Source organism: Rhizobium sp. RHZ01 (genome assembly GCF_014851595.1).
GTDB lineage: Bacteria > Pseudomonadota > Alphaproteobacteria > Rhizobiales > Rhizobiaceae > Rhizobium > Rhizobium altiplani.
In genome coordinates this window covers 73,387-92,345 of the sequence record NZ_JACUZZ010000023.1, presented here as the reverse complement: position 1 = coordinate 92,345, position 18,959 = coordinate 73,387, and the positions used below count along the sequence as shown (strand labels likewise).

At 60.1% G+C, this 18,959-nt stretch carries 27 protein-coding genes; 11 read left to right on the top strand and 16 right to left on the bottom strand.

What is annotated here, in order from left to right:
* Nucleotides 1-107 precede the first annotated feature (107 nt).
* The 5 genes from IB248_RS22170 to IB248_RS22150 form a co-directional block, all read right to left on the bottom strand.
* Nucleotides 108-1,316: an adenylate/guanylate cyclase domain-containing protein gene (locus tag IB248_RS22170; protein WP_169683525.1), complete on the bottom strand. Its 1,209-nt coding sequence runs from the start codon at nucleotides 1,314-1,316 to the stop codon at nucleotides 108-110.
* Between the two features lie 128 nt (nucleotides 1,317-1,444).
* A complete protein-coding gene (locus tag IB248_RS22165) occupies nucleotides 1,445-2,311 on the bottom strand; it encodes an HlyD family secretion protein (protein ID WP_169683527.1) in 867 nt (288 codons plus the stop codon).
* Nucleotides 2,308-2,517, bottom strand: coding sequence for a DUF1656 domain-containing protein (locus IB248_RS22160; protein WP_018116956.1), 210 nt, complete (start codon nucleotides 2,515-2,517; stop codon nucleotides 2,308-2,310). Before IB248_RS22160 ends, IB248_RS22165 begins: the two co-directional genes overlap by 4 nt.
* A complete protein-coding gene (locus IB248_RS22155) occupies nucleotides 2,514-4,604 on the bottom strand; it encodes an FUSC family protein (RefSeq protein ID WP_169683529.1) in 2,091 nt (696 codons plus the stop codon). Before IB248_RS22155 ends, IB248_RS22160 begins: the two co-directional genes overlap by 4 nt.
* A complete protein-coding gene (locus IB248_RS22150) occupies nucleotides 4,594-5,061 on the bottom strand; it encodes a MarR family transcriptional regulator (RefSeq protein ID WP_018116954.1) in 468 nt (155 codons plus the stop codon). The genes IB248_RS22155 and IB248_RS22150 overlap by 11 nt, the downstream gene beginning before the upstream one ends.
* Nucleotides 5,062-5,467: 406 nt before the next feature.
* Here IB248_RS22150 and IB248_RS22145 point away from each other — a divergent pair, with 406 nt between their 5' ends.
* A complete protein-coding gene (locus tag IB248_RS22145) occupies nucleotides 5,468-5,689 on the top strand; it encodes a hypothetical protein (RefSeq protein WP_169683531.1) in 222 nt (73 codons plus the stop codon).
* Between the two features lie 70 nt (nucleotides 5,690-5,759).
* Here the strand turns inward: IB248_RS22145 and IB248_RS22140 are convergent, their stop codons facing one another.
* From IB248_RS22140 to IB248_RS22130, 3 genes are all read right to left on the bottom strand, one after another.
* Nucleotides 5,760-6,602 (bottom strand): aspartyl/asparaginyl beta-hydroxylase domain-containing protein, encoded by an 843-nt coding sequence (locus tag IB248_RS22140; protein ID WP_112824726.1) that lies wholly within the window; start codon nucleotides 6,600-6,602, stop codon nucleotides 5,760-5,762.
* A 161-nt stretch (nucleotides 6,603-6,763) separates the two neighbouring features.
* On the bottom strand, nucleotides 6,764-7,105 hold the full coding sequence (locus tag IB248_RS22135) for an SMR family transporter (protein ID WP_018858266.1): 342 nt from the start codon (nucleotides 7,103-7,105) through the stop codon (nucleotides 6,764-6,766).
* A gap of 12 nt (nucleotides 7,106-7,117) precedes the next feature.
* On the bottom strand, nucleotides 7,118-7,678 hold the full coding sequence (locus tag IB248_RS22130; RefSeq protein WP_026371931.1) for a TetR/AcrR family transcriptional regulator: 561 nt from the start codon (nucleotides 7,676-7,678) through the stop codon (nucleotides 7,118-7,120).
* Between the two features lie 148 nt (nucleotides 7,679-7,826).
* Between IB248_RS22130 and IB248_RS22125 the strand changes: the two genes are divergently transcribed.
* Nucleotides 7,827-8,222, top strand: coding sequence for a group II truncated hemoglobin (locus IB248_RS22125; RefSeq protein ID WP_062376241.1), 396 nt, complete (start codon nucleotides 7,827-7,829; stop codon nucleotides 8,220-8,222).
* Between the two features lie 2 nt (nucleotides 8,223-8,224).
* Complete coding sequence (locus tag IB248_RS22120) at nucleotides 8,225-8,593, top strand: DUF423 domain-containing protein (RefSeq protein WP_169683576.1); 369 nt, start codon at nucleotides 8,225-8,227, stop codon at nucleotides 8,591-8,593.
* Nucleotides 8,594-8,597: 4 nt separating this feature from the next.
* On the opposite strand, the gene IB248_RS22115 is transcribed toward IB248_RS22120, so the two are convergent.
* The 6 genes from IB248_RS22115 to IB248_RS22090 all read right to left on the bottom strand — a co-directional run bounded on the left by IB248_RS22115 (nucleotide 8,598) and on the right by IB248_RS22090 (nucleotide 11,840).
* Nucleotides 8,598-8,936: a VOC family protein gene (locus tag IB248_RS22115; protein WP_169683533.1), complete on the bottom strand. Its 339-nt coding sequence runs from the start codon at nucleotides 8,934-8,936 to the stop codon at nucleotides 8,598-8,600.
* A 1-nt stretch (nucleotide 8,937) separates the two neighbouring features.
* Nucleotides 8,938-9,252 carry an antibiotic biosynthesis monooxygenase gene (locus IB248_RS22110; protein WP_025660166.1) on the bottom strand — a complete coding sequence of 105 codons (315 nt, stop codon included), beginning with the start codon at nucleotides 9,250-9,252 and terminating at the stop codon, nucleotides 8,938-8,940.
* Nucleotides 9,253-9,261: 9 nt separating this feature from the next.
* A complete protein-coding gene (locus IB248_RS22105; protein WP_018858260.1) occupies nucleotides 9,262-9,531 on the bottom strand; it encodes a hypothetical protein in 270 nt (89 codons plus the stop codon).
* Nucleotides 9,528-9,935 (bottom strand): DUF2325 domain-containing protein, encoded by a 408-nt coding sequence (locus IB248_RS22100; RefSeq protein WP_018116944.1) that lies wholly within the window; start codon nucleotides 9,933-9,935, stop codon nucleotides 9,528-9,530. Before IB248_RS22100 ends, IB248_RS22105 begins: the two co-directional genes overlap by 4 nt.
* A gap of 112 nt (nucleotides 9,936-10,047) precedes the next feature.
* Nucleotides 10,048-11,337 (bottom strand): energy transducer TonB, encoded by a 1,290-nt coding sequence (locus tag IB248_RS22095; RefSeq protein ID WP_169683535.1) that lies wholly within the window; start codon nucleotides 11,335-11,337, stop codon nucleotides 10,048-10,050.
* A gap of 59 nt (nucleotides 11,338-11,396) precedes the next feature.
* Nucleotides 11,397-11,840, bottom strand: a complete 444-nt coding sequence (locus IB248_RS22090) for a hypothetical protein (protein ID WP_025660163.1) — start codon at nucleotides 11,838-11,840, stop codon at nucleotides 11,397-11,399.
* Between the two features lie 141 nt (nucleotides 11,841-11,981).
* On the opposite strand from IB248_RS22090, the gene IB248_RS22085 reads away from it, so the two are divergent.
* The 7 genes from IB248_RS22085 to IB248_RS22055 all read left to right on the top strand — a co-directional run bounded on the left by IB248_RS22085 (nucleotide 11,982) and on the right by IB248_RS22055 (nucleotide 16,959).
* On the top strand, nucleotides 11,982-12,164 hold the full coding sequence (locus IB248_RS22085; protein WP_018116941.1) for a hemin uptake protein HemP: 183 nt from the start codon (nucleotides 11,982-11,984) through the stop codon (nucleotides 12,162-12,164).
* A gap of 9 nt (nucleotides 12,165-12,173) precedes the next feature.
* Nucleotides 12,174-13,226, top strand: coding sequence for a ChuX/HutX family heme-like substrate-binding protein (locus IB248_RS22080; protein ID WP_169683537.1), 1,053 nt, complete (start codon nucleotides 12,174-12,176; stop codon nucleotides 13,224-13,226).
* Nucleotides 13,227-13,240: 14 nt separating this feature from the next.
* Entirely contained in the window at nucleotides 13,241-14,131 is an 891-nt protein-coding gene (locus tag IB248_RS22075) for a hemin ABC transporter substrate-binding protein (RefSeq protein ID WP_245267974.1), read from the top strand.
* Nucleotides 14,132-14,133: 2 nt separating this feature from the next.
* The gene (locus IB248_RS22070; RefSeq protein WP_018858255.1) at nucleotides 14,134-15,246 is read left to right on the top strand and encodes an iron ABC transporter permease; all 1,113 of its coding nucleotides are present in this window, start codon (nucleotides 14,134-14,136) and stop codon (nucleotides 15,244-15,246) included.
* A gap of 10 nt (nucleotides 15,247-15,256) precedes the next feature.
* Nucleotides 15,257-16,063, top strand: a complete 807-nt coding sequence (locus IB248_RS22065) for a heme ABC transporter ATP-binding protein (RefSeq protein WP_018858254.1) — start codon at nucleotides 15,257-15,259, stop codon at nucleotides 16,061-16,063.
* Nucleotides 16,064-16,200: 137 nt separating this feature from the next.
* Nucleotides 16,201-16,548, top strand: coding sequence for a DUF883 family protein (locus IB248_RS22060; protein WP_018116936.1), 348 nt, complete (start codon nucleotides 16,201-16,203; stop codon nucleotides 16,546-16,548).
* Between the two features lie 9 nt (nucleotides 16,549-16,557).
* Nucleotides 16,558-16,959 carry a hypothetical protein gene (locus tag IB248_RS22055; RefSeq protein WP_018116935.1) on the top strand — a complete coding sequence of 134 codons (402 nt, stop codon included), beginning with the start codon at nucleotides 16,558-16,560 and terminating at the stop codon, nucleotides 16,957-16,959.
* Between the two features lie 86 nt (nucleotides 16,960-17,045).
* Here the strand turns inward: IB248_RS22055 and IB248_RS22050 are convergent, their stop codons facing one another.
* Both IB248_RS22050 and IB248_RS22045 read right to left on the bottom strand, forming a co-directional pair.
* Nucleotides 17,046-17,600: an RNA polymerase sigma factor gene (locus tag IB248_RS22050; RefSeq protein ID WP_007533712.1), complete on the bottom strand. Its 555-nt coding sequence runs from the start codon at nucleotides 17,598-17,600 to the stop codon at nucleotides 17,046-17,048.
* 9 nt (nucleotides 17,601-17,609) lie between these two features.
* Nucleotides 17,610-17,771 carry a NepR family anti-sigma factor gene (locus tag IB248_RS22045; RefSeq protein WP_245267976.1) on the bottom strand — a complete coding sequence of 54 codons (162 nt, stop codon included), beginning with the start codon at nucleotides 17,769-17,771 and terminating at the stop codon, nucleotides 17,610-17,612.
* A 302-nt stretch (nucleotides 17,772-18,073) separates the two neighbouring features.
* Here IB248_RS22045 and IB248_RS22040 point away from each other — a divergent pair, with 302 nt between their 5' ends.
* The gene (locus IB248_RS22040; protein ID WP_018858252.1) at nucleotides 18,074-18,868 is read left to right on the top strand and encodes a response regulator; all 795 of its coding nucleotides are present in this window, start codon (nucleotides 18,074-18,076) and stop codon (nucleotides 18,866-18,868) included.
* Nucleotides 18,869-18,959 lie beyond the last annotated feature (91 nt).

Here is an 18,959-nt window from a genome sequence, read left to right as displayed (position 1 = left end):
TAGCGGCCACCAAGCCTTGTTACCTTGGCATTTACGTTCCGTACCCGCCTGGAACGCAACAAGAGTGCTGCAAATTGGGCCTGTATGGTCACGCGGCCGGGATCAGTTCAAATGAGCGGCATCAGCGTGAACAGTTCCTGAGCACGATTGACGCCGCGCAAGACATGCTGGCCGATCGAATGCATGCTGTCCATTTGTGTGGGTGCAACGATTGCCGCGAAACTCGCCGACATCAGCAAGCGGCTCTGCAGCGACCGACAGAGCGAGACAATTCGGCTGACTTCGTTGACGGCAGGCCCGATGACCGTAAAATCGAGGCGATCTGCACTCCCGATGTTGCCGTAAAAGACCTCGCCGAGATGGAGCCCGAGATAGACGTCGGTCACCGGCCTCCCCTCGATACGGCGCTGCGCATTGAGGTCGAGCAGGCGTTTATCGAGCAGCGACCGGGCATTCAACGCCGCCGAGCAGGCCTCGCTCGGCCGCCTGCCCCTGAAAATCGCCAACGTGCCGTCGCCCATCAGCTTGAGCACTTCGCCGCCCGCTTCCTGCACCGACGAGATCACTGCATCCGCATAGTCGTTGAGCATCGGAATAATCTCTTCCGGATCGACTGTGTCCGAGATGTGCGTGAAGTTGGCAAGGTCGGAAAACCACAGCGCGGCCGATATGCGGTCGCTTTGACCGCGGGTGATCTTGCCGTGCAGTACCTGGTTGGCCGCATCCTGCCCCAGATAGACCTTGGCAATCGTGCCGGCAACGCCGCTAATCGTCACGCATTTGACGGCCAGCGCCAGGCAGGGAAGCAGATCGCGCAATACCGCGACGTCACGATCGGAGAATCCATCCTTCGCTCGCGTGGCAAAGTGGGAGAAGAAGCAGTCGATGTCTCCGATCGTACCACCATCGCCGAAGCGATGCGCAATGGCGATGAAGTCTGTGAAACCAGCAGCCTTCAGATCGTCCAGCAGGTAGAAATCGGTCGTGTCACCATTGCTCAGGCTTCTGCGGACCTCTACGGACCCCGTCGTCTCCAAATGATGGAATGCGGAGCGGAGCCAGTTGTCGGCGATCGCTCCGGCACCGGAAAAGCCGTATTCCGACACCCGCTCGATCGGCTCTCGGCTGTCCCAGCGGAAAGCTCGGCGTTCATAGACCGGATGCAGAGTGTCCATGACGGCAACGGAACGCTCGACCGGCAGTCCGTTCGCACCACACCGTTCACAGAAGCCGGCGAGCAGGTCCGCTTCGGCCACGCCCTTGAGCCCGCTCTGCATCAGCCAGGTAGTGATTTCTATGACGTGACGGTCGTCCACGGCTGTCTCCTAGAACCGGGCGTCATTTTGCTTTTCTCAAGCCGAATGGCTGCGTATCCGGTCATCGCGGGACGCCCAGACCGGTGAACTTACAGTTTTGCGAAGGCGGCTCTTGAAGCCGCCTCGGGTCAATTAACGATGGTGACGCTTGCAGTGCGACCGGCGACAAGCGCCGTGTCGTCGGGCAGCGCATCGAGCGCCACGCGTACGGGGACGCGCTGAGCCAGCCGCACCCAAGTGAAAGTCGGAGTTACGTTAGCGAGCTGCGCGCTGGTATCGCTGCGTTCGCGATCCTCTATGCCGCCCGCGACGCCATCGACATGCCCCTTAAGAGGCGTTTTGCTGCCCATCAGATAGACGAGCGCAGGATCGCCGACCTTGATGCGGTCCAGCTTGTTTTCTTCGAAATAGCCGGCGACGTAGTAGGAATCGCTGTCGATCAGGGCGGTAACGGCGGTGCCCGCAGTAACATAATTGCCCGGCTGCATGGAGAAGTTGGTGAGCACGCCGTTGACCGGCGCCCGCACCACGGAACGGTCGAGATTGAGCTGAGCAGTGTCACGGCTGATCACGGCCTGGTTGTAGGCGGCCTCGTCCTGCTGGACTGTCGTCTCAGCCTGCTGGATCTTCTGCCGTGTCACCGAGCTCTCGCCAAGTTTGCGATAGAGCTCGAGGTCGCTTCTCGCCAGGTCGAGAGCCGCCTTGCTGCTTTCCATCTGCGCTTCGGCCTGGCGCAAGGCGAGCGTAAAACGCGCCTGATCGATACGGAAGATCACGTCGCCCTTGCGAACAGTCTGATTGTCCTTTCCATCGACTTCACTGACGATCCCGGAGACATCGGCGGCTAGGCGTACGACGTCCGCGCGAACTTTGCCATCGCGGGTCCATGGTTCGTCCATGTAGTAGTCCCACAAATGCCAGCCGAGCACTCCCGCCAAAGCGACCATGACGCCGGTAACCAGGAAGCGACCGGAATGAGCGAAAAGCGATTTCATAGTGACACCTTATTCAAAGATAGCGCGATGGCGCCGAGCAGGCAGAAATACATGGCCGTGTCGAAGAGCGGTCGATGCCAGACCAAACGATAGAAGCCGACATACGCCAGTGCACTCCGCAGGATGGCGTTGAGGAGGTAAGCGGCGAATGCGATCGCGCCGAGCGTTGGGAGAAAGACCCCGTAAATATCGATATCCGGCCTCATGCCGCATGTTCCTTTGCAGTTCCGGCTGTCGCGCCCGTGACAGCCTGAGCGAGGGAGGCTGCATCCGGGTAGAGAGTGTATCTGAGCGCTGTCATCGAGCGGCGCGCGCCCTCGATCGCCGACGACCGGCCGGCCTCAATCAGTGCTGCGAGCGACTGGTCCAGTGTCGTCAGCAGGTTTCCGTCGGGTTGAGCATCCCGGCTCTTCTGCTTCTGCTGATAATAAGCCGCAACGCCCGACAGCACGTTCTCGATCGGCTCGCGCTTGTCGCGCGAGACAAGCTGCTTGTGGCGTTGGAGCTCCAGCGTATTGAGGCCGTTCCGCAGATCCCGCAGGATATCGGTCTGAGCGACGGCGGACTCGGCCGGGATCATCGCCAGGCGCGGGGCAACCAGGCCAAACCGGTCGACCATCCGATAAAGCAACTTCGTGAAGTCGACGTCCTCAGGGCGACGCGCCGCAGCGACGATATCGGTCCAGCCCGAGCGCAGCAGCCGGTAGGCGGTCCATTCTGCACCGACAGAACGAACAAGAACGGTCGTTCCGCAGGCGATCACCATGCCGATGATCATGGCCGCGTTCGAATTGAGGAAGGAGGCGAGATCCAGGCTCAAGCGATCCTGCAGCGTCAGCATGTTCGGCAGGTTCACGCAGAAGCCCATGCCGTAGAGAGCGAGCGATGGCTTGGTCATCAACAACCCCGCCGGCACCAGGACCAATCCAAGTGCTGCGGCAAGCTCGACATAGGTATGGACCAACGGCATCAGGCCGAACTCGAAAACAAACGCTGCGATCACGGTGACGATCGCCACATTGACGAACTTGATCATCATCGGCGCGGGATCGTCCATCGATGAAAAGATGCAGCAGAGCACACCTGCCATCATCGCGGCGGCGCTGCCTTGCGGCCAGCCGGTATAGATCCAGAGGGCTGTGGCAATGAACGTCGCCAGCATCACGGATAGGCCGGAGTGAACGGCCATGCCGTAGTCCTTGTGGATAGGCGCGCGATCGAACGACGTGCCGAAGCGGCGCCAACGAAGATCGTGATGCGATCCGGATTGGATATCCTCGCGCAGACTGAGACAGTCGCCCCAGATCTGCACCAGATCGCGGATGCGAGCGGTGAAGTTGTGAGCAAGAAGCCCATTCCACTCCTGTTGCTCGCGTCCCTCCTCCTCAGACTTCGCTATCAGGGCAAGGAGCTGCTGGCGCTTATCCTCGGCAAGAGGCGCACCGTTTTCGAGCAACGCGCTGACTTCGGTTACGAGTGCAGTGATGGCGGGTGTGAATTTGCCCGCCGTCGCCTTGTCGAGCGCGTGCAGCACGTCAGCCAACCCTGAAACGACAGGCAGCATCGCAACCATGCGCTGCTGCAGCATTCGGGTGCGACCGACCATATCGCGCAGTGCCGAAGTGTCGTAGGCCACGTGAGTGGTAAAGCTGTGGAGGTCGACTGCGTCGGCAGCCAGCCGTCGGGCTGCCGCCAGAAGCGAAGGATCGCGTCCCCTGCCCTCCAGCGTGCCAATGGCGAGCTCGGCGCCGTCTCGCAGCCAGGCATTGATGCGCGCGGCCAGAACCGGCCCTGCATGCCGGGGAAAGAAGATACGATTGACAATCGCCGCACAGATGATGCCGAGCGCGATTTCCTCGACGCGGGCAGTTGCATAGGTAAAGGCCGTGTCCGGATTTGCGACGATCGGGAATCCGGTGAGAGCGGTCGTGTAGCCCGCCAGCATGAAGCTGTAGCTCCGTGGCGTCCGGTCGAGCAGACTGACGCCGAGGCAAAAGGCCATCCACAGCGCAATCGCAAGCGTCAGCATTTCAGGCGAATTGACGAGGTTGGGGATCAGGATCACCGTGACCGTACCGCCGAGTGCGGTGCCAATCAGTCGGTAGAGCGCCTTCGACGTACTCGCCCCGGACAGCGGATGGGCCACGATGTAAACCGTGCCGACCGCCCAGTATGGGTTTGGCAGGTCGAAGCAAAGCGCAAGGCCAAGCGCCAGCATTGCGGCGGCGAAGGTCTTGATGGAAAAAACGACGTCTCCCAGACTGGGATCGGTCGCGTTCTTGCTACTCGTCATTTTCCTGTATTCCGGATAGGGCCGCGGTTTTCGCCGCGATGGCGCGCAGGACTTCCAGGGCGGCCCCGACCTGTTCAGGATCGAGGTCGCCAAGGATCTGTGCTCGCAGCTCCGCCGCACAGCTTTCGGCGCGCTCGGCGACCGCTGTGCCTCCTCCGGTGAGTTGCACCAGCTTGATGCGACGGTCCGCCTCATCGGGGACCCGGCGGATCAAGCCGTCATTTTCCAAACTATCAAGAACCCGCACGAGCGTCGGCCCTTCCACACCGACCCGTTCGGCCAGAACACCCTGTGGGATCCGGTCGCCATGCCGAAGCAGCGCAATCAACGGCGCCGCGCTGGCATCGGATAGATTGTGCTCGGTCAGAATGGCGTTCAAAGCGCGACGCCACCCGCGCCCGCAGATCATAAGCAATGGTGCGAACTCGGCCCAGGTTTGTGTCTGATTCGTTGTCATGGAATTAGATAACATCCTATCGATTAGAATTCAATGGTATTGTTGGGCGCATGACGATTGTGGTTAGCGGATCGTTTTTTTTGCCCCGCAATTGCGGGACTTTCTGTTCGTCACTGCCGGCGACCAATCATAATTTGCCGCGACGCCGACATTGCATGCCCGGAGGCTAGGCAAGGTAGCTCACACGGAAATGTCATTTGCGAGCTAGGCTCGCTCGCTGAGGAGCAAACTTCATTCGGCATTCTTGGCGAAATCGGCACATATTAGCAGCGCCGGAAGTGCCAAATTAGCGCATGCGAAGCCGCCGTTTTTCTTTTTGACGCAACCGCACTGCACTTAACCTTACCGGCTAACCACTCCATTAGCATCCCCTTGAAAACGCGGGGGATTATGGCACGTTGCAGCCATGACAAACATCCGCACTCCGAAATATAGCGCCGACGATATGGGACGCTCGCGGGAATGCGAAGCTGCCTGCAATATGGCAATCACCGAAGTTGTCCGTCGCGCGGTCGCGGGATGGCGGGAAGAGGAAATTGCTCTTCATCTCGCAGACGCCGCAGGAGACTACGTGATGTATCTGGCCATAAGCGCGCAGCGCCGATTGATGGCAGCCAACAACAATTGAACGAAGCTTGGCACCGCAGAAAAGCCTGCGCAATTCTACGGCTCAATTGATCGGCGATGCAGGCGAAAGGTTAGTTCTGCGGCGTGTTTCTGAAGGCTTCCGCTTCCGCGTAGAACTTCTTTTCCCATGCCTTGTGATTGTCCAACCCCTCACGAATGAAGGGCGTGAAAACGGCAAGGTTCATCAGCGTCCAGTTCACAAAGCGCGCCGGGAACTTCAACGGCTTCACGAAATCGATAAAGAGCACCACGCGCGTCTCGTCGGTATGGTTCCACGCCTCATGCTCGTAGGCGTCGTCGAAGATCAGCGCCTTTCCTTCCTGCCAACGGCAGATCTGATCCTTGACCCGGATGGCAAGCTTGTCGGCAGGCTCCGGTACGATCATCCCGAGATGCAGGCGAAGCACGCCATTGTAAGGTCCGCGATGAGCCGGCAGATGCTTTCCGGGCTCGAAGATCGAGAACATGGCGGTTTTCAATCCGGGGATCTTCTGCACCGCCTCCCAGGTTTGCGGGCATGCCCTGATATTCTGTTCCGACTTCACGCCAAACCCGACGAGGAAGAAAGTCTTCCAGCCACTATCGCTTGAGATCGTCTTCACATCAGTCGAGATGTCCTGGAATGACGGCAGTTCACTCTGCCGCACGAGCACGCGGTCCAGCTCGGACCGTATCTCCGGCCACGCCTTCTCAACCTCGGCGACCCAAGGGAATGTCGCGGTATCATAGACCGGCGGGTTGCCGAGCCTGGCATATTTGAAGTTCAGCTTTTCCGCCCACGCGACGATACCCATGAAGAAGCGCGTAATTGCGCTTGGTCGACCCATCGGCGTGATGCCGGCAGTGTTAAGGGATTGGTCCCTGGACTGGGTAGGTTTGCCGGAAAGACCTGAATCGGTGGTGCGGTCGGTCATGAGTGGTCCAATGCGTGGAACAAGCGGCCCAAAGCTCAAAGAAATATGGAAAGGACCGCATGTTTCGCAAGATCGCGCAGGATGAGGTCAAATGTCGCGACGACATATAGGGGACCCGCGGCGCAGGACATTTACCCGCATCTGCCCGCCTTCGGGCAAGATCAATGCGAGATGGACTTCGAGAAGAGGTTGACCACGAGCACGCCGGTGATAATCAGCCCGAGCCCTACGATCGCCGGCGCATCGAGCCGCTGCTTGAAATAGACGAGGCCGACCCCGGATATCAGCACGATGCCGAGCGCGCTCCAGATCGCATAGGCGATCCCGACGGGGATGATCTTCAAGGTCATAGACAGGCAATAGAATGCTGTCGCGTAGCAGACGACCACCACGACCGTCGGTCCTACGCGGGTGAACTGCTGCGACAACTGCAGCGCCGTCGTGCCGATGACCTCGAGCGCGATCGCAGCAAAGAGCAGCGCATATACGGCAGCTGGAGCCATGGTGGACCTACCCTACTTGTTGGCCAATTCGACGAGACGGGAGATGAGCGCCTGGCGGTCGCCGCCGCTGTCATGACTGCCGAGCATGTCGGCAAGCCAGAGCCCATCGGCCGCAAATCGAACGATCTGCGCATCGACGGACGAATCCGTGCCGACATATTCCTCCGTCCGCTCCTGCACCCACTCGCGCCAGCGCTGCCGAAGCCTTGGCTCGGCGAGCAGCGCCATGGTGACCTGAGCCCAATGGGCGGCCTCGTCGGGCTTATCCCTAAGATCGGCGACAGCATGCAGATAGGCCCGGCTGAAGCGGCCATGCGGGGTAGGGTCTTCGCGCATGCGCTCGTCAATATCGGCGTCGAAGCGATCCAGGAGACTTTCGAAAAGGGCGTCCAGCAACGCGTTCTTCGTCGGGAAATGGTGCAGTAGCCCACCCTTGCTGACGCCTGATGCGCCGGATACGGCATCCAGTGTCAGTGCGGCCATGCCCTGCTCCATCGTGAGGCGAGCGGCCACGTCCAGCAGCTGCTGGCGCACGACAAGGGGCTGTTTGCGGCGATGATGAGCGAGTGACATGCCAACAGAAGATACCGTCCAGACGGTTTTGTCAAGCCAACTCATATTCGACTGTCTGTGCGGATGGCGAATTGCCGCGTGCTGATCCAAGCGGTTGCAGTCCCGCTCCCCGCAGTGCATTAAGAGTCCGATTTCGAGGAATGGAACCGTGACGGAAAATGTCATTACGCTTTATGAGGCGATTGGCGGCGACGAGGCCGTCCGCGCCCTGTGTCGCCGCTTCTATGAGCTGATGGATACGCTGCCGGAGGCACAGCACGTTCGCGCCGTCCATCCGCCGACGCTGGAAGGCAGCGAGGAGAAATTCTACGAATACCTGACTGGATATTTCGGCGGCCCGCCGCTCTACACCGACAAGCGCGGTCACCCACGCCTCAGGAGCCGGCATTTCGTTGCCGAGATCGGTCCGGTGGAACGCGACGAGTGGCTACATTGCTTCCGTCGCGCGCTCGAGGAAACCATCGCCAATCCGAAGCTGCGCGAGATCATCCTGCCCCCCATCGAACGCCTCGCATATCACATGCAGAACAAGGAACACGGATGACCATGACGCTGAACGCGCGTATTGCGCCGCTGTTTTATCTGCTTGCCGGCTTGTTCGGTTTTGCCGGCGTGGCGCTGGCCGCGGCCGCAGCGCATGGCGGCGGCGACGCGCATCTTCTCGCTTCGGCTTCGGCAATGTGCCTGGCGCACGCCCCCACCCTGTTCGCCCTCGCGATCGGCGCCGAAAAACTTAAGACGGCGTGGCTTGCCGGCATACTGATAGGGGTCGGCACGCTTCTGTTTGCCGGGGATCTCGTTGTTTTGCGCTACGCTGGCTCCGGCCTGTTTCCGCTGGCGGCCCCCGCCGGCGGATTTGCCATGATGTTCGGCTGGCTGGCGATCGCCGTGGGCGCTTTCATTCGCCGAGGCTGATCGATCAGCTGACGGGGATGCGCCCAAACCGCAGCAGGTTGCCATGCGGGTCATGGATATAGAACTCTTCCATGCCCCACGGCCGTCGCTCAAGTGCGGTCAGACGCGCCACCCGCTTCTCCTGATACTCCGCATGGAGCGCAGCGATCCGACGGCCACGCAGATAGACGGACGTCGCTTCGCATAACGCCCGGTCGCGCGCCAGCCAGAAATGCGACTCCATCTCGTTCCGGCGGAGGATCAGATAGTCCGGAGATTGGTGGATGATCCGGTCGAAGCCATCGAGATCAAGCGATGGCAAGACCGGAAGGACTTCGACACGATCCGGATCCTGTTCGGTCATTTCAGATGCCAGCAACCACGGTGAAGCCTTCAAAAACCGGAGGCCCCTTATACATTGCCTTGCGCTCACCAGCGTTGCGGTGCGCGGCGCGGAAGTTTTCGGACTTCGTCCAGTTCAGGAAGTCGTCCTCGCTTTGCCAGAGCGTGTGCGAGGAAAACAGCGTGTAGTCCTCTTCCGCATTCGTCTTGCCCCGCAGCAGCCGGAATTCAACAAAGCCAGGAACCTGCGAGAGGCTGGAATCGCGGTCGCGCCATACATTCTCGAAGTCTGCCTCGGATCCAATCGCAACCTTGAAGCGGTTCATTGCAATATACATGGGTGATCCCTACGCTTTGCTTTTCGCAGCGACGCGCGAAGGCGCGAAGGCTACAACATTATTGCCGTTTGCGGCCTCCAGACCAAGCGGCTTTTCAGGCTGTTGGCCAGGCAACCGTGCCTCCCAGAGGGGAAACTCCGATACGTTGGGATAGTCCTTGCGCCGCTCGGCATTCCGGAGCAGCAGTTCGTAAAGCTCCGGCACAAGGCCGTCGCCTCTTTGAGCGGCGATCTTGTGCAGGCCGATCATCATGACCCCACCGGGGCGTTCTTCATTCATCGGGAATTGTCTCGTTCGTTCATTGTCTGCAACGCACGTTCCAGACTGGACTTGCTGCCGTTTCGAAGCGGGATGAAGGCCTTGCCGAACTTCTTGCAGCCGGTCTTCACGCGCAGGCAGGCATCGTGGCTGATACAGTCGATCGGGCAAAAGACGCAGTCGACCGAGGGAAGTACGGTGTCGATGCGGGAGACCGCCTCGCGCAAACCGCCGTCGTGATGGATCAGCTCTGCCCCGAAATCGCTTGCGATCTGGCGAAGATGCGCCACCTGGCAGTCCCGTCCGCCGACATACAGGAAACTGCGTCCATCAAGTTTGGACCGCCCCGACGTTTCCTGAACCGTCTGAGCATCAGCGTTAACGCGGATCTCGCGGTTGGAACCCTTCTTCGTCTTTCGAGCCATTGCCCACCCGTTCGCTCGTTGATCGTCACACGATTCCTGCGTGTGCCGGGGGACCTTATTAAACTTGATTTTTAGAGTAAAGTATAAAGTTGATTATAGAAGTCATATTTTATCAATGACCCGTCACCTGGACGTCCTGGCTGAACGACCAGACCGGCTTGCCCCACTCGACAGGGAGCGGAGGGAACGGAGCAGCGCGGCGGATGCCCTCGACAACAGCCTGATCCAGCTCCGGAATACCGGAGCTGCGCGCGATCGAAAGACCGCTCAGATCGCCGCTGGCGCCGATTGTCAGGCGAACGCGAACGCTCATGGATGTGCTCATGCGCTTGTACTCCGACGGCACCCTGACCGAGCGACGAATCCGGGATTGTACCTTGCCGGGATAATTGGCGACGGCCGCGCTCCCCGCACCGCCACTGCTGCCAGCCCCACGCGAATTCTGGTTCGATGTTGCCGTCTCGGTCCCGTCGGCGGACCCTCTCTTGGAATCCTGCTCGTTTTTACCGCCGGATTCTGCGGATGGTTGAGCCTTCTTCGGCGGCTCCTTCTTCTCGATCGGCTTCTTGACGGGCTTTTCCGCTTTCAGCTTGGGCTCCGGTGTTGGTTTATCCGGCTCGGGAGCGACCGCCGCCGTTTCCACCGGCTGAACCGGCTTGATCTCTTCCGGCGCCGCTTGAGCAACCGGAGGCGTTTCCGCAGGCACCTCGAGCGGCACTTCGGTCGCCATCGGCTGCACGAAGGACGTCTCGGCCGATGAGAGCGAAGTCAAAACCTCCGGTTCCGCGGCAACGATGTTCTCCGGTGAAACGCGCGTAACCTCTAGTGTAGGCGCAACGGTTACCGGCTCGGTGGTCACCGTTTCCGTCGGCGTCGCCGCCGTCGGCTGGACCGTCTGAGTCTGCGCGGTCTCGGCTACGATCTGCTCGGGCTGCTGCTCCTCAGCCTTCTCGCCCGCCGCCGCTTGGTCCGCTTCCGAATCGCCAAGGATAATGACGCTCACGACTTCGCCGGCCTCTTCGACCGGATCGTGCGGTGTGACCACAAATCCGACCACCAGCATCGCGATGACGGCCGCATGGCAGGCAAAGGAACTGAGGCAAGCCATCACCACATTGCGCTGAGGTGGTTTCGCGTTCTCTTCCCTTTCGGCGCTCGCCTCCAGCGACGGCGCGGTTGCGACGGTGCTGCTCGCACTCTGCGGAGCCTGCGGGAAGGATTCGATCAACGCCAGGCGCGCGTAGTGTATGGAAGCTTCGGCGGCTGGCTGGCGTGGCACATTGCGAAGATCGGACAATTCATGCCCGGGATGCATGCCGGGATTGTTGTCGTTCATTCCGCCGTCAGCGACCGGTTCCTCGACGAGAATGACTCTCGATTTGGATTTTGCTGAAACTGCCATTTGTGCCTGCCTCGGCCAGTTGAAACAGAAAACCGTCGGCTGTCATGCCGGCGAACCACTCAACCCTCGAAGGGAACGGAAACCTGTGAACGAGTGACAAGGCCCTTCATGCACTCTCCCGAGGCCGGCCCGTCGCAGACTGGCGCGTCGTTGATCAGCAAGCGCGTCACGCTCTCGCAGTTGACGTTCGGCATGTCGAACTGGCGCACACGCTTCTTGCCTTGCGGCAGATCGCGGAAGTCCAGCACGGTAACCCGGTCGACCGCGTTCTTGTCGTTGAAGAAAGCAAGCTCGAAGGAGATTTTGCTGATTGGCGCGGCAAGATTGTTGAGCGCAACGAAGGTCATCATGCAGCCCTTCTGTGATGGCGCCAGACCGTTCAACTCGACCTCGAGGCCCTTGGCCGGCGACGCTGCAGCAGCGTCCTGAGCAAAAACCTGCGATGCGCTCGCAACCACGATCAGACCGCTCGTCAAAAGCGCTGCAACCTTGCTCACTGCCATTCCTTCCATCAATAAACTCTAAAACTTGACTTCTAAACTCCGCTATTGCGTCATTAAAAAATGATGACTATGAAAGTCAAGATAATTATGGATTTTCCGGGCGTTTGGACGCCGCGGATCGAGCGGAAATAGCCGACCGAAATGATGGTTGAGAAGCCAGATAGCTTTAGTCACGCGTCGCCGCAGCGCGAACCAACGGCAGAAATGCGCGTTCTGGAAAGTGCGGACATTTTTCGCGGAGCGACCGAGATCATGATCCGTCACGACGGCGTGGTCTACCGCATGAAAATCACCCGTCAGGGCAAACTCATTCTCAACAAGTAGGGCTAGGACATGACTGAAACCACGAAACCGGCTCCCGCCGACATACGCGCATTTCGCGCGGAGAATCCGAAGATGCGCGAGCGCGATATCGCCGCACAGCTTCAGATTTCGGAAGCTGCTCTCGTTGCGGCCGAAGTCGGCATCACCGCAACCCGCATCGACGGCAGCGCCGTGAAGCTCCTGGAGCGGGTCGCTGAACTCGGCGAAGTCATGGCCCTTTCCCGTAACGAAAGCGCCGTTCACGAAAAGATCGGCGTTTACGAGAACATCACCGCCGGGCCGCACGCCTCGATCGTGCTCGGGGAAAACATCGACCTGCGCATTTTTCCAAACCGCTGGGCGCATGCTTTTGCCGTCTCTAAGAAGGACGGCGACCAGGAGCGACTCAGCCTGCAGTATTTCGACAAGGCAGGCAACGCGGTTCACAAGATCCATCTTCGCCCGGACTCGAATGTCGAAGCCTATCGCGCCATCGTCCGGGATCTGACGCTCGACGATCAGTCGCAAGAATTCAACGCTGATCCGACGCCCTCATCGATGGATGAGAGCGGCGAGGTCACCCGCGATGAACTGCGGGAGCACTGGAGAAAGCTCACCGACACGCACGAGTTCTTCGGCATGCTGCGCAAGCTGAAGATCGGCCGCCGAGCCGCCGTTCGCACCGTCGGCGACGACTACGCGTGGCAACTCGACAACACGGCAACGGCGGAGATGATGCACGCTTCGGTCAAGGCCGGTCTGCCGGTCATGTGCTTCGTGGCAAACAACGGCATCGTGCAGATCCATTCCGGCCCGATCTTCAACCTGCAGCCGATGGGTCCGTGGATCAATATCTTCGACCCGACCTTCCACCTGCATCTTCGGCAGGATCACATCGCCGAGACCTGGGCGGTACGCAAGCCGACAAAGGACGGCCATGTAACCTCGCTCGAGGCCTACAATGCCGAGGGCGAAATGATCATCCAGTTCTTCGGCAAGCGCAAGGAAGGCACCGATGAGCGCGACGATTGGCGCTCGATCATGGAAAACCTGCCGCGCGCAGGAACCAGCGTCGCGGCATGAGCAAGGGGATAACGATGCGTAAGGCACCGCGCAGCAAGCGGCTTCGGGCGATGGCGTTTTCAGCCACGGTTATTGGGCTGTCGCTGGCTCCGGTCTCGAATGCCCCGGCCGCTGAAAAACTGAATACGACGCGCCTTGTGTCCGTTGGCGGCGATGTCACCGAGATCATCTACGCGCTCGGTGAGCAGGACCGGTTGATCGCGCGCGACACGACCAGCCTGTATCCCGAAGCGGCAACAAAGCTGCCCGACGTAGGCTACATGCGCGCGCTATCGCCGGAGGGCATCCTCGCCATGAACCCGACGGCGATCATCGCCATCGAGGGATCCGGGCCACCGGAAGCGCTGAACGTGCTCAAGAGCGCGAGCGTCCCCTTCGAGACCGTGCCCAACGCCTATACCCGCGAAGGCATCCTCGCCAAGATCGACCGGGTCGGCGATCTCCTCGGCCAGCCCGACAAGGCAAAGGCGCTAGAGGAAAGGGTGGGTGTGGATCTTGACGTGGCAATCGCCGACGCCGCCAAGCGCCCCGAAGGCGAGCGGAAGCGCATCCTCTTCATTCTGAGTATGCAAGGAGGAAAGATCATGGCCTCCGGAACCGGCACGGCAGCCGATGGCATCATCAAGCTGTCCGGTTCCGTCAATGCCGTCGGCAATTTCCCGGGCTACAAGCCGCTAACCGACGAGGCGATCGTGGAAGCCAAGCCTGACGTCATCTTGATGATGAACCGCGGCGACGGGTCAGCCACCAAGGATGAAGATCTTCTGAAGCAGCCCGCGCTGGCCCTGACACCCGCGGCGCAAAACAAGGCAATCATTCGCATGGACGGCCTCCACCTGCTCGGGTTCGGCCCGCGCACCGCGAGCGCCGTCCGTGAGTTGAACGCAGCGATCTACGGAAGCTGATAATGGCTCTGCAGGACGCCATCGGACAGAAGCGCTCCATGTTTTCGCTGACAGGTCTGCGGGAGCTTCAAAGGGCGGGTGATCGCAGTCGCCTCGCGCTGCTGGCAATCGTTCTGCTTGCCGTCGGGTCCGTCCTGTCCCTGTTATTCTCAGTGACAACGGGTGCTTCCAACGCCTCGTTCCTCGACGTCATCGCCAACATGGCCGGCTCGGACGATGCGCTGAACGCCAGAGACCGGATCATCATCTTCGATATCCGAATGCCCCGCGCGATCCTGGGTTTCCTGGTGGGCGGCTCGCTTGCCGTCTCAGGCGCCATCATGCAGGGCTTGTTCCGCAATCCGCTTGCGGATCCCGGGCTCGTCGGCGTGTCCTCCGGCGCGAGCCTCGGTGCCGTGGTGATCATCGTGCTCGCCAGCACCTTTGCCGCGCCGCTTTACACGCTGCTCGGCATCTACGCGCTGCCGATCGCAGCCTTCTGCGGCGGACTTGCCAGCACGTGGCTGCTCTACCGGATCGCAACCGGGAACGGCCAGACCTCAGTTGCCACGATGCTGCTTGCCGGCATCGCGCTCGGCTCGCTTGCCGGCGCGCTCACGGGCCTCCTGATCTACATGGCCAACGATCAGCAACTCCGCGACCTCACCTTCTGGGGGATGGGATCGCTTGCCGGGGCGACATGGGCAAAGATCGCCGCCGCCGGCCCGATCATTCTTCTCTCCTTTGCGGCGATACCCTTCATGGCCCCTGGCCTGAATGCCATCACTCTCGGTGAGGCTACAGCCTTTCACATGGGCGTCCCTGTTCAGCGGCTGAAGAACATCGCCATCGTCACCGTCGCCGGGGCGACGGGTGCTTCGGTCGCAGTCAGCGGCGGCATCGGCTTCGTCGGCATCGTCGTTCCGCATGTTCTGCGCATGTCGATCGGCCCCGATCACCGCTTCCTGCTGCCAGCTTCGGCGCTTCTCGGCGGCTCGCTGCTGATTTTTGCCGATGTTCTTGCCAGGACCATCGTCGCGCCGGCCGAACTGCCGATCGGCATCATTACGGCCGCCGTCGGCGGCCCGTTCTTCCTTTGGATTCTGTTGCGGCATCGCGCACGCCTTGCCCTTTGAGTATTGAGCAATGATTGAGGTATCCGGCGTTTCCGTGCGCCTTTCCGGCAAGACCATTGTTAGTCAGGTCGGCTTCTCCGCCGAGGCAGGCCAGTTGACCGCGATTGCCGGTCCGAACGGCTCGGGCAAGACAACGACGATGAAAGCGGTCTCCGGCGAACTCCCCTACTCCGGCTCCATTCGTCTCAATGGTCAGGAAGTGAACGCGCTGCAGCCGTGGCGGCTGGCGACGATGCGGGCGGTGCTGCCGCAGGCAAGCTCGATCTCCTTTCCCTTCACGGTGCGCGAAGTGGTGCGGATGGGCCTGACCACCGGCGTCAATCGCAATCCTGAGAAAGCCGAGCAGACCGCGGCGAATGCACTGGCCTCCGTCGACCTGGGGGGCTTCGAAGGCCGCTTCTATCAGGAACTTTCGGGTGGCGAGCAGCAGCGCGTTCAACTCGCCCGCGTGCTCTGCCAGATCGCCGAGCCGGTCGTCGACGGCAAGCCCTGCTGGCTTCTGCTCGACGAGCCGGTATCCAGCCTCGACATCAGCCACCAGCTGACGATCATGACTCTGGCGCACAATTTCTGCGAGGCCGGTGGCGGCGTCATCGCCGTCATGCACGACCTCAACCTGACCGCGCTTTTCGCCGACCGGATCATTCTCATGAAATCCGGCCAACTGGCTGCAAGCGGTAGCGTCCGCGATGTGCTGACCGACGAGACAATGGAATCTGTCTTCGGCTGTGCCCTGCGGATCAATCAGGTTCCGGCCGACGGTACGCCCTTCGTGCTTGCGCACAGTGCGATCCAAACCGGATACAATCCAGCGTAGCGGAACTTTTGCAGGGTGACCGCGTTAAGCAATTGATGATGTGGGTCATTGCCGGGCGATAATCTTCATGCAAACTTCGGCAGCGGCCCTGTGTTGAATCAGGCCGCTAAGAGCGCGCCTCACCGATGGAGAAAATCGTGGCCTCTTCGCTCCTCCACCCCATTCGCAGCCGGCGCAATGGCGGCACGCTTCACAACATCGAATCCACCATCGAAGAACAGATCGAGTCTCTTCGTGAAGAGATCGCAGCACTGACGAAGATTGCCGGAAAGCAGTCACGAAAGTCGAGCGATCGCATGCGCTATCAGGCAGCCGCCAGCTACGACGATCTGCTCTCTCGCAGCGAAGACCTGATGCATGAATTGCAGGAAAGCTACCTTCGCGGCGCCAACGAAGTGCGCAATACCGTGCGCCGTCACCCAATCGCCACCGTCGGGGCGGCAGCAGCCTTTGGGCTCGTCCTCGCCCTTCTTGCCCGCCGTTAAGGAGGCTAAATGCTCTTCCCGCTCCTCAGCCTGTTGGTAGGCACGAGTGTTCACCGAACCGTTGCGCGGACGAAGCGCAACGGTATTTTCGTTGCCATTGCCGTCGTGCTCTTGCTGACCGCTTATACGCTCGCGGTCGTCGCCGGTGCCATCTGGCTCTCAGGCATCTACGGTCCGATCGGCGCAGCGCTGTTCCTGGCAGCCGCAGCCCTGCTGGTGGCGATCGTCGTTCTCGTCATCATGATGGTGATCAACGCCCAGGAGGCGCGCCGTGCCAAAGAACGCAAGCAGGCATTGGAATCGCTTGCAGCGGTCGGCATTGGTCTTGTCCGAGCTCAGCCCTTGTTGACGGCTGGCGTTCTTGCAGCAATCGTGGCGGCCAACCTCGTCGGTTCCAAGCGCGACGACTGACCTCTCAATTTTCGCGTAGCTCAAGGAAAAGGCCGGCGCCCTGTTGGGCAGCCGGCCTCTCCTATGGATCGAACGAGACTATTATATCAGAAGGCGAAGGCCTTGGACGTCAGCGGCGAGGATGTCGCATCCGGACCAAAATCGGCTTCACCGGATATCTGAAGCAGTTCCTGGAGACGCTGGCGAGCGCGATTGACGCGGCTCTTGATCGTTCCGACTGCACATCCGCAGATTTCCGCCGCTTCCTCGTAGGAAAAACCGGAAGCGCCGACCAGGATGATCGCTTCACGCTGGTCCGGCGGCAGCTGATCGAGCGCCTTCTTGAAGTCCTGAAGATCGAGCGCCCCGTATTGGGCCGGGTGCATAGCCATGGACTCGGTGAACAGGCCATCGCTGTCCTGAATCTCGCGCCCGCTCTTGCGCATCTGGCTGTAGAGTTCGTTGCGCAGAATCGTGAAGAGCCAGGCTTTCATGTTCGTGCCCATCTCGAAATGATCCTGCTTTGCCCAGGCTTTCATGATGGTGTCCTGGACAAGATCATCCGCCCGGTCGTGCCGGCCAATCAGCGAGATGGCGAAGGCGCGGAGGCTAGGGAGCGACGCGAGGAGCTCGCGCTTGAAGCTTGGTTGCTGCTTTTCCATGGAGCCACCTTACTTCACAGCTTTTGCCGACGCGACGAGCTCAGCCTGGTCAAGCTTCTCGAGCAGATCGAGAAAGCGGTCGGGAATCGCCTCTTCCTGCACGGCAGCATAAAGCGATCGTAACTTCACGCCGATCTGGCTGTTGGGGTCAAGGATATCGCTTGCGCGCATTTCCAGCCGCTGCCGATCCTTTTCATTCTTCCGTGTCGTCATCAATCGTCACTTTGCTTTTGTTATCCACGTGCTCTGCCACGTCGCCTTGATTAAGTTCGCCTCAATAAAACAGCCGCTTGTCCCGGCCGATTGGCGAACATCCCGTCGCGTGCCATGAAACAAATGCGATAAGCCCTCTGTTGGTAGCCACGATAATGCCGTTGAGAAAAAAAAGTTCCTACATGCGAGGAACATTTTTACAATCCGTCGCGTTTTAATCGCCATTGGGGCCGTTCACCGGCCTATAGTGGGAGCTTTACATGACACTTTCGACTCGAATTGCGCCGCATCTTCCTTACCTGCGTCGCTATTCCCGCGCGCTTACTGGAACGCAGACTTCAGGCGACGCCTATGTAGCCGCCGTACTCGAGGCGATCATTACCGACATATCCATTTTCCCGGATACCGCGGATGACCGCGTCGCATTGTACAAACTTTTCACTACGCTTTTTGGTTCCGTCACCGTCCAGATTCCGGAACCTGCCTCGCCCTACATATGGGAACAGCGCGCAACGCTGAACCTTGCCAAAGTTTCGCCGCGTGCCCGCCAGGCTTTCATACTCGCCTCCGTCGAGAACTTTCGGGTGGGAGAAATTTCCGAGATCCTGGGCGTGGAAGAGGACGAAGTCGTCAGCCTGCTCGACAACGCATCACGCGAGATCTCTCGCCAGGTCGCCACTGATGTCATGATCATCGAAGACGAACCGCTGATCGCGATGGACATCGAACAGATGGTGGAGAGCCTCGGCCATCGCGTCACCGGCATTGCCCGTACCCACGCCGAAGCGGTTGCACTTTATAACAGGACCCGGCCAGGCATGGTTCTTGCGGATATCCAGCTTGCGGATGGAAGCTCCGGCATCGATGCCGTCAACGACATTCTCAAGACCGCAAGCGTGCCGGTAATCTTCATCACCGCCTTCCCCGAAAGGCTGCTGACCGGCGAACGGCCCGAGCCGACATTCCTGGTCACGAAGCCGTTTAATCCGGACATGGTCAAGGCACTGATCAGTCAGGCACTTTTCTTCAACGAATCCACCAAGGCCGCTGCCTAAGGGAAATGGCGGTCGCCTAGGAACAAAGGGAGCGGAAATGCGTTTCGGTCAATCTGGAGCGCTATTCCGACCTTAAGGTTTTTTTTCGTGC

Coding starts and splice junctions, on each gene's coding strand:
- IB248_RS22130 (WP_026371931.1), bottom strand. CDS start 7,678: ATGTCACTCGCTCATCATCGCCGCAAACAGCCCCTTGTCGTGCGCCAG.
- IB248_RS22165 (WP_169683527.1), bottom strand. CDS start 2,311: ATGAAATCGCTTTTCGCTCATTCCGGTCGCTTCCTGGTTACCGGCGTC.
- IB248_RS22065 (WP_018858254.1), top strand. CDS start 15,257: ATGATTGAGGTATCCGGCGTTTCCGTGCGCCTTTCCGGCAAGACCATT.
- IB248_RS22140 (WP_112824726.1), bottom strand. CDS start 6,602: ATGACCGACCGCACCACCGATTCAGGTCTTTCCGGCAAACCTACCCAG.
- IB248_RS22095 (WP_169683535.1), bottom strand. CDS start 11,337: ATGGCAGTTTCAGCAAAATCCAAATCGAGAGTCATTCTCGTCGAGGAA.
- IB248_RS22160 (WP_018116956.1), bottom strand. CDS start 2,517: ATGAGGCCGGATATCGATATTTACGGGGTCTTTCTCCCAACGCTCGGC.
- IB248_RS22145 (WP_169683531.1), top strand. CDS start 5,468: ATGACAAACATCCGCACTCCGAAATATAGCGCCGACGATATGGGACGC.
- IB248_RS22100 (WP_018116944.1), bottom strand. CDS start 9,935: ATGGCTCGAAAGACGAAGAAGGGTTCCAACCGCGAGATCCGCGTTAAC.
- IB248_RS22090 (WP_025660163.1), bottom strand. CDS start 11,840: ATGGCAGTGAGCAAGGTTGCAGCGCTTTTGACGAGCGGTCTGATCGTG.
- IB248_RS22070 (WP_018858255.1), top strand. CDS start 14,134: ATGGCTCTGCAGGACGCCATCGGACAGAAGCGCTCCATGTTTTCGCTG.
- IB248_RS22110 (WP_025660166.1), bottom strand. CDS start 9,252: ATGTATATTGCAATGAACCGCTTCAAGGTTGCGATTGGATCCGAGGCA.
- IB248_RS22045 (WP_245267976.1), bottom strand. CDS start 17,771: ATGCGCGCAAGCGATATCCTTGACCCCAACAGCCAGATCGGCGTGAAG.
- IB248_RS22055 (WP_018116935.1), top strand. CDS start 16,558: ATGCTCTTCCCGCTCCTCAGCCTGTTGGTAGGCACGAGTGTTCACCGA.
- IB248_RS22150 (WP_018116954.1), bottom strand. CDS start 5,061: ATGACAACGAATCAGACACAAACCTGGGCCGAGTTCGCACCATTGCTT.
- IB248_RS22105 (WP_018858260.1), bottom strand. CDS start 9,531: ATGAATGAAGAACGCCCCGGTGGGGTCATGATGATCGGCCTGCACAAG.
- IB248_RS22085 (WP_018116941.1), top strand. CDS start 11,982: ATGATGGTTGAGAAGCCAGATAGCTTTAGTCACGCGTCGCCGCAGCGC.
- IB248_RS22115 (WP_169683533.1), bottom strand. CDS start 8,936: ATGACCGAACAGGATCCGGATCGTGTCGAAGTCCTTCCGGTCTTGCCA.
- IB248_RS22080 (WP_169683537.1), top strand. CDS start 12,174: ATGACTGAAACCACGAAACCGGCTCCCGCCGACATACGCGCATTTCGC.
- IB248_RS22075 (WP_245267974.1), top strand. CDS start 13,241: ATGCGTAAGGCACCGCGCAGCAAGCGGCTTCGGGCGATGGCGTTTTCA.
- IB248_RS22050 (WP_007533712.1), bottom strand. CDS start 17,600: ATGGAAAAGCAGCAACCAAGCTTCAAGCGCGAGCTCCTCGCGTCGCTC.
- IB248_RS22120 (WP_169683576.1), top strand. CDS start 8,225: ATGACGCTGAACGCGCGTATTGCGCCGCTGTTTTATCTGCTTGCCGGC.
- IB248_RS22135 (WP_018858266.1), bottom strand. CDS start 7,105: ATGGCTCCAGCTGCCGTATATGCGCTGCTCTTTGCTGCGATCGCGCTC.
- IB248_RS22155 (WP_169683529.1), bottom strand. CDS start 4,604: ATGACGAGTAGCAAGAACGCGACCGATCCCAGTCTGGGAGACGTCGTT.
- IB248_RS22040 (WP_018858252.1), top strand. CDS start 18,074: ATGACACTTTCGACTCGAATTGCGCCGCATCTTCCTTACCTGCGTCGC.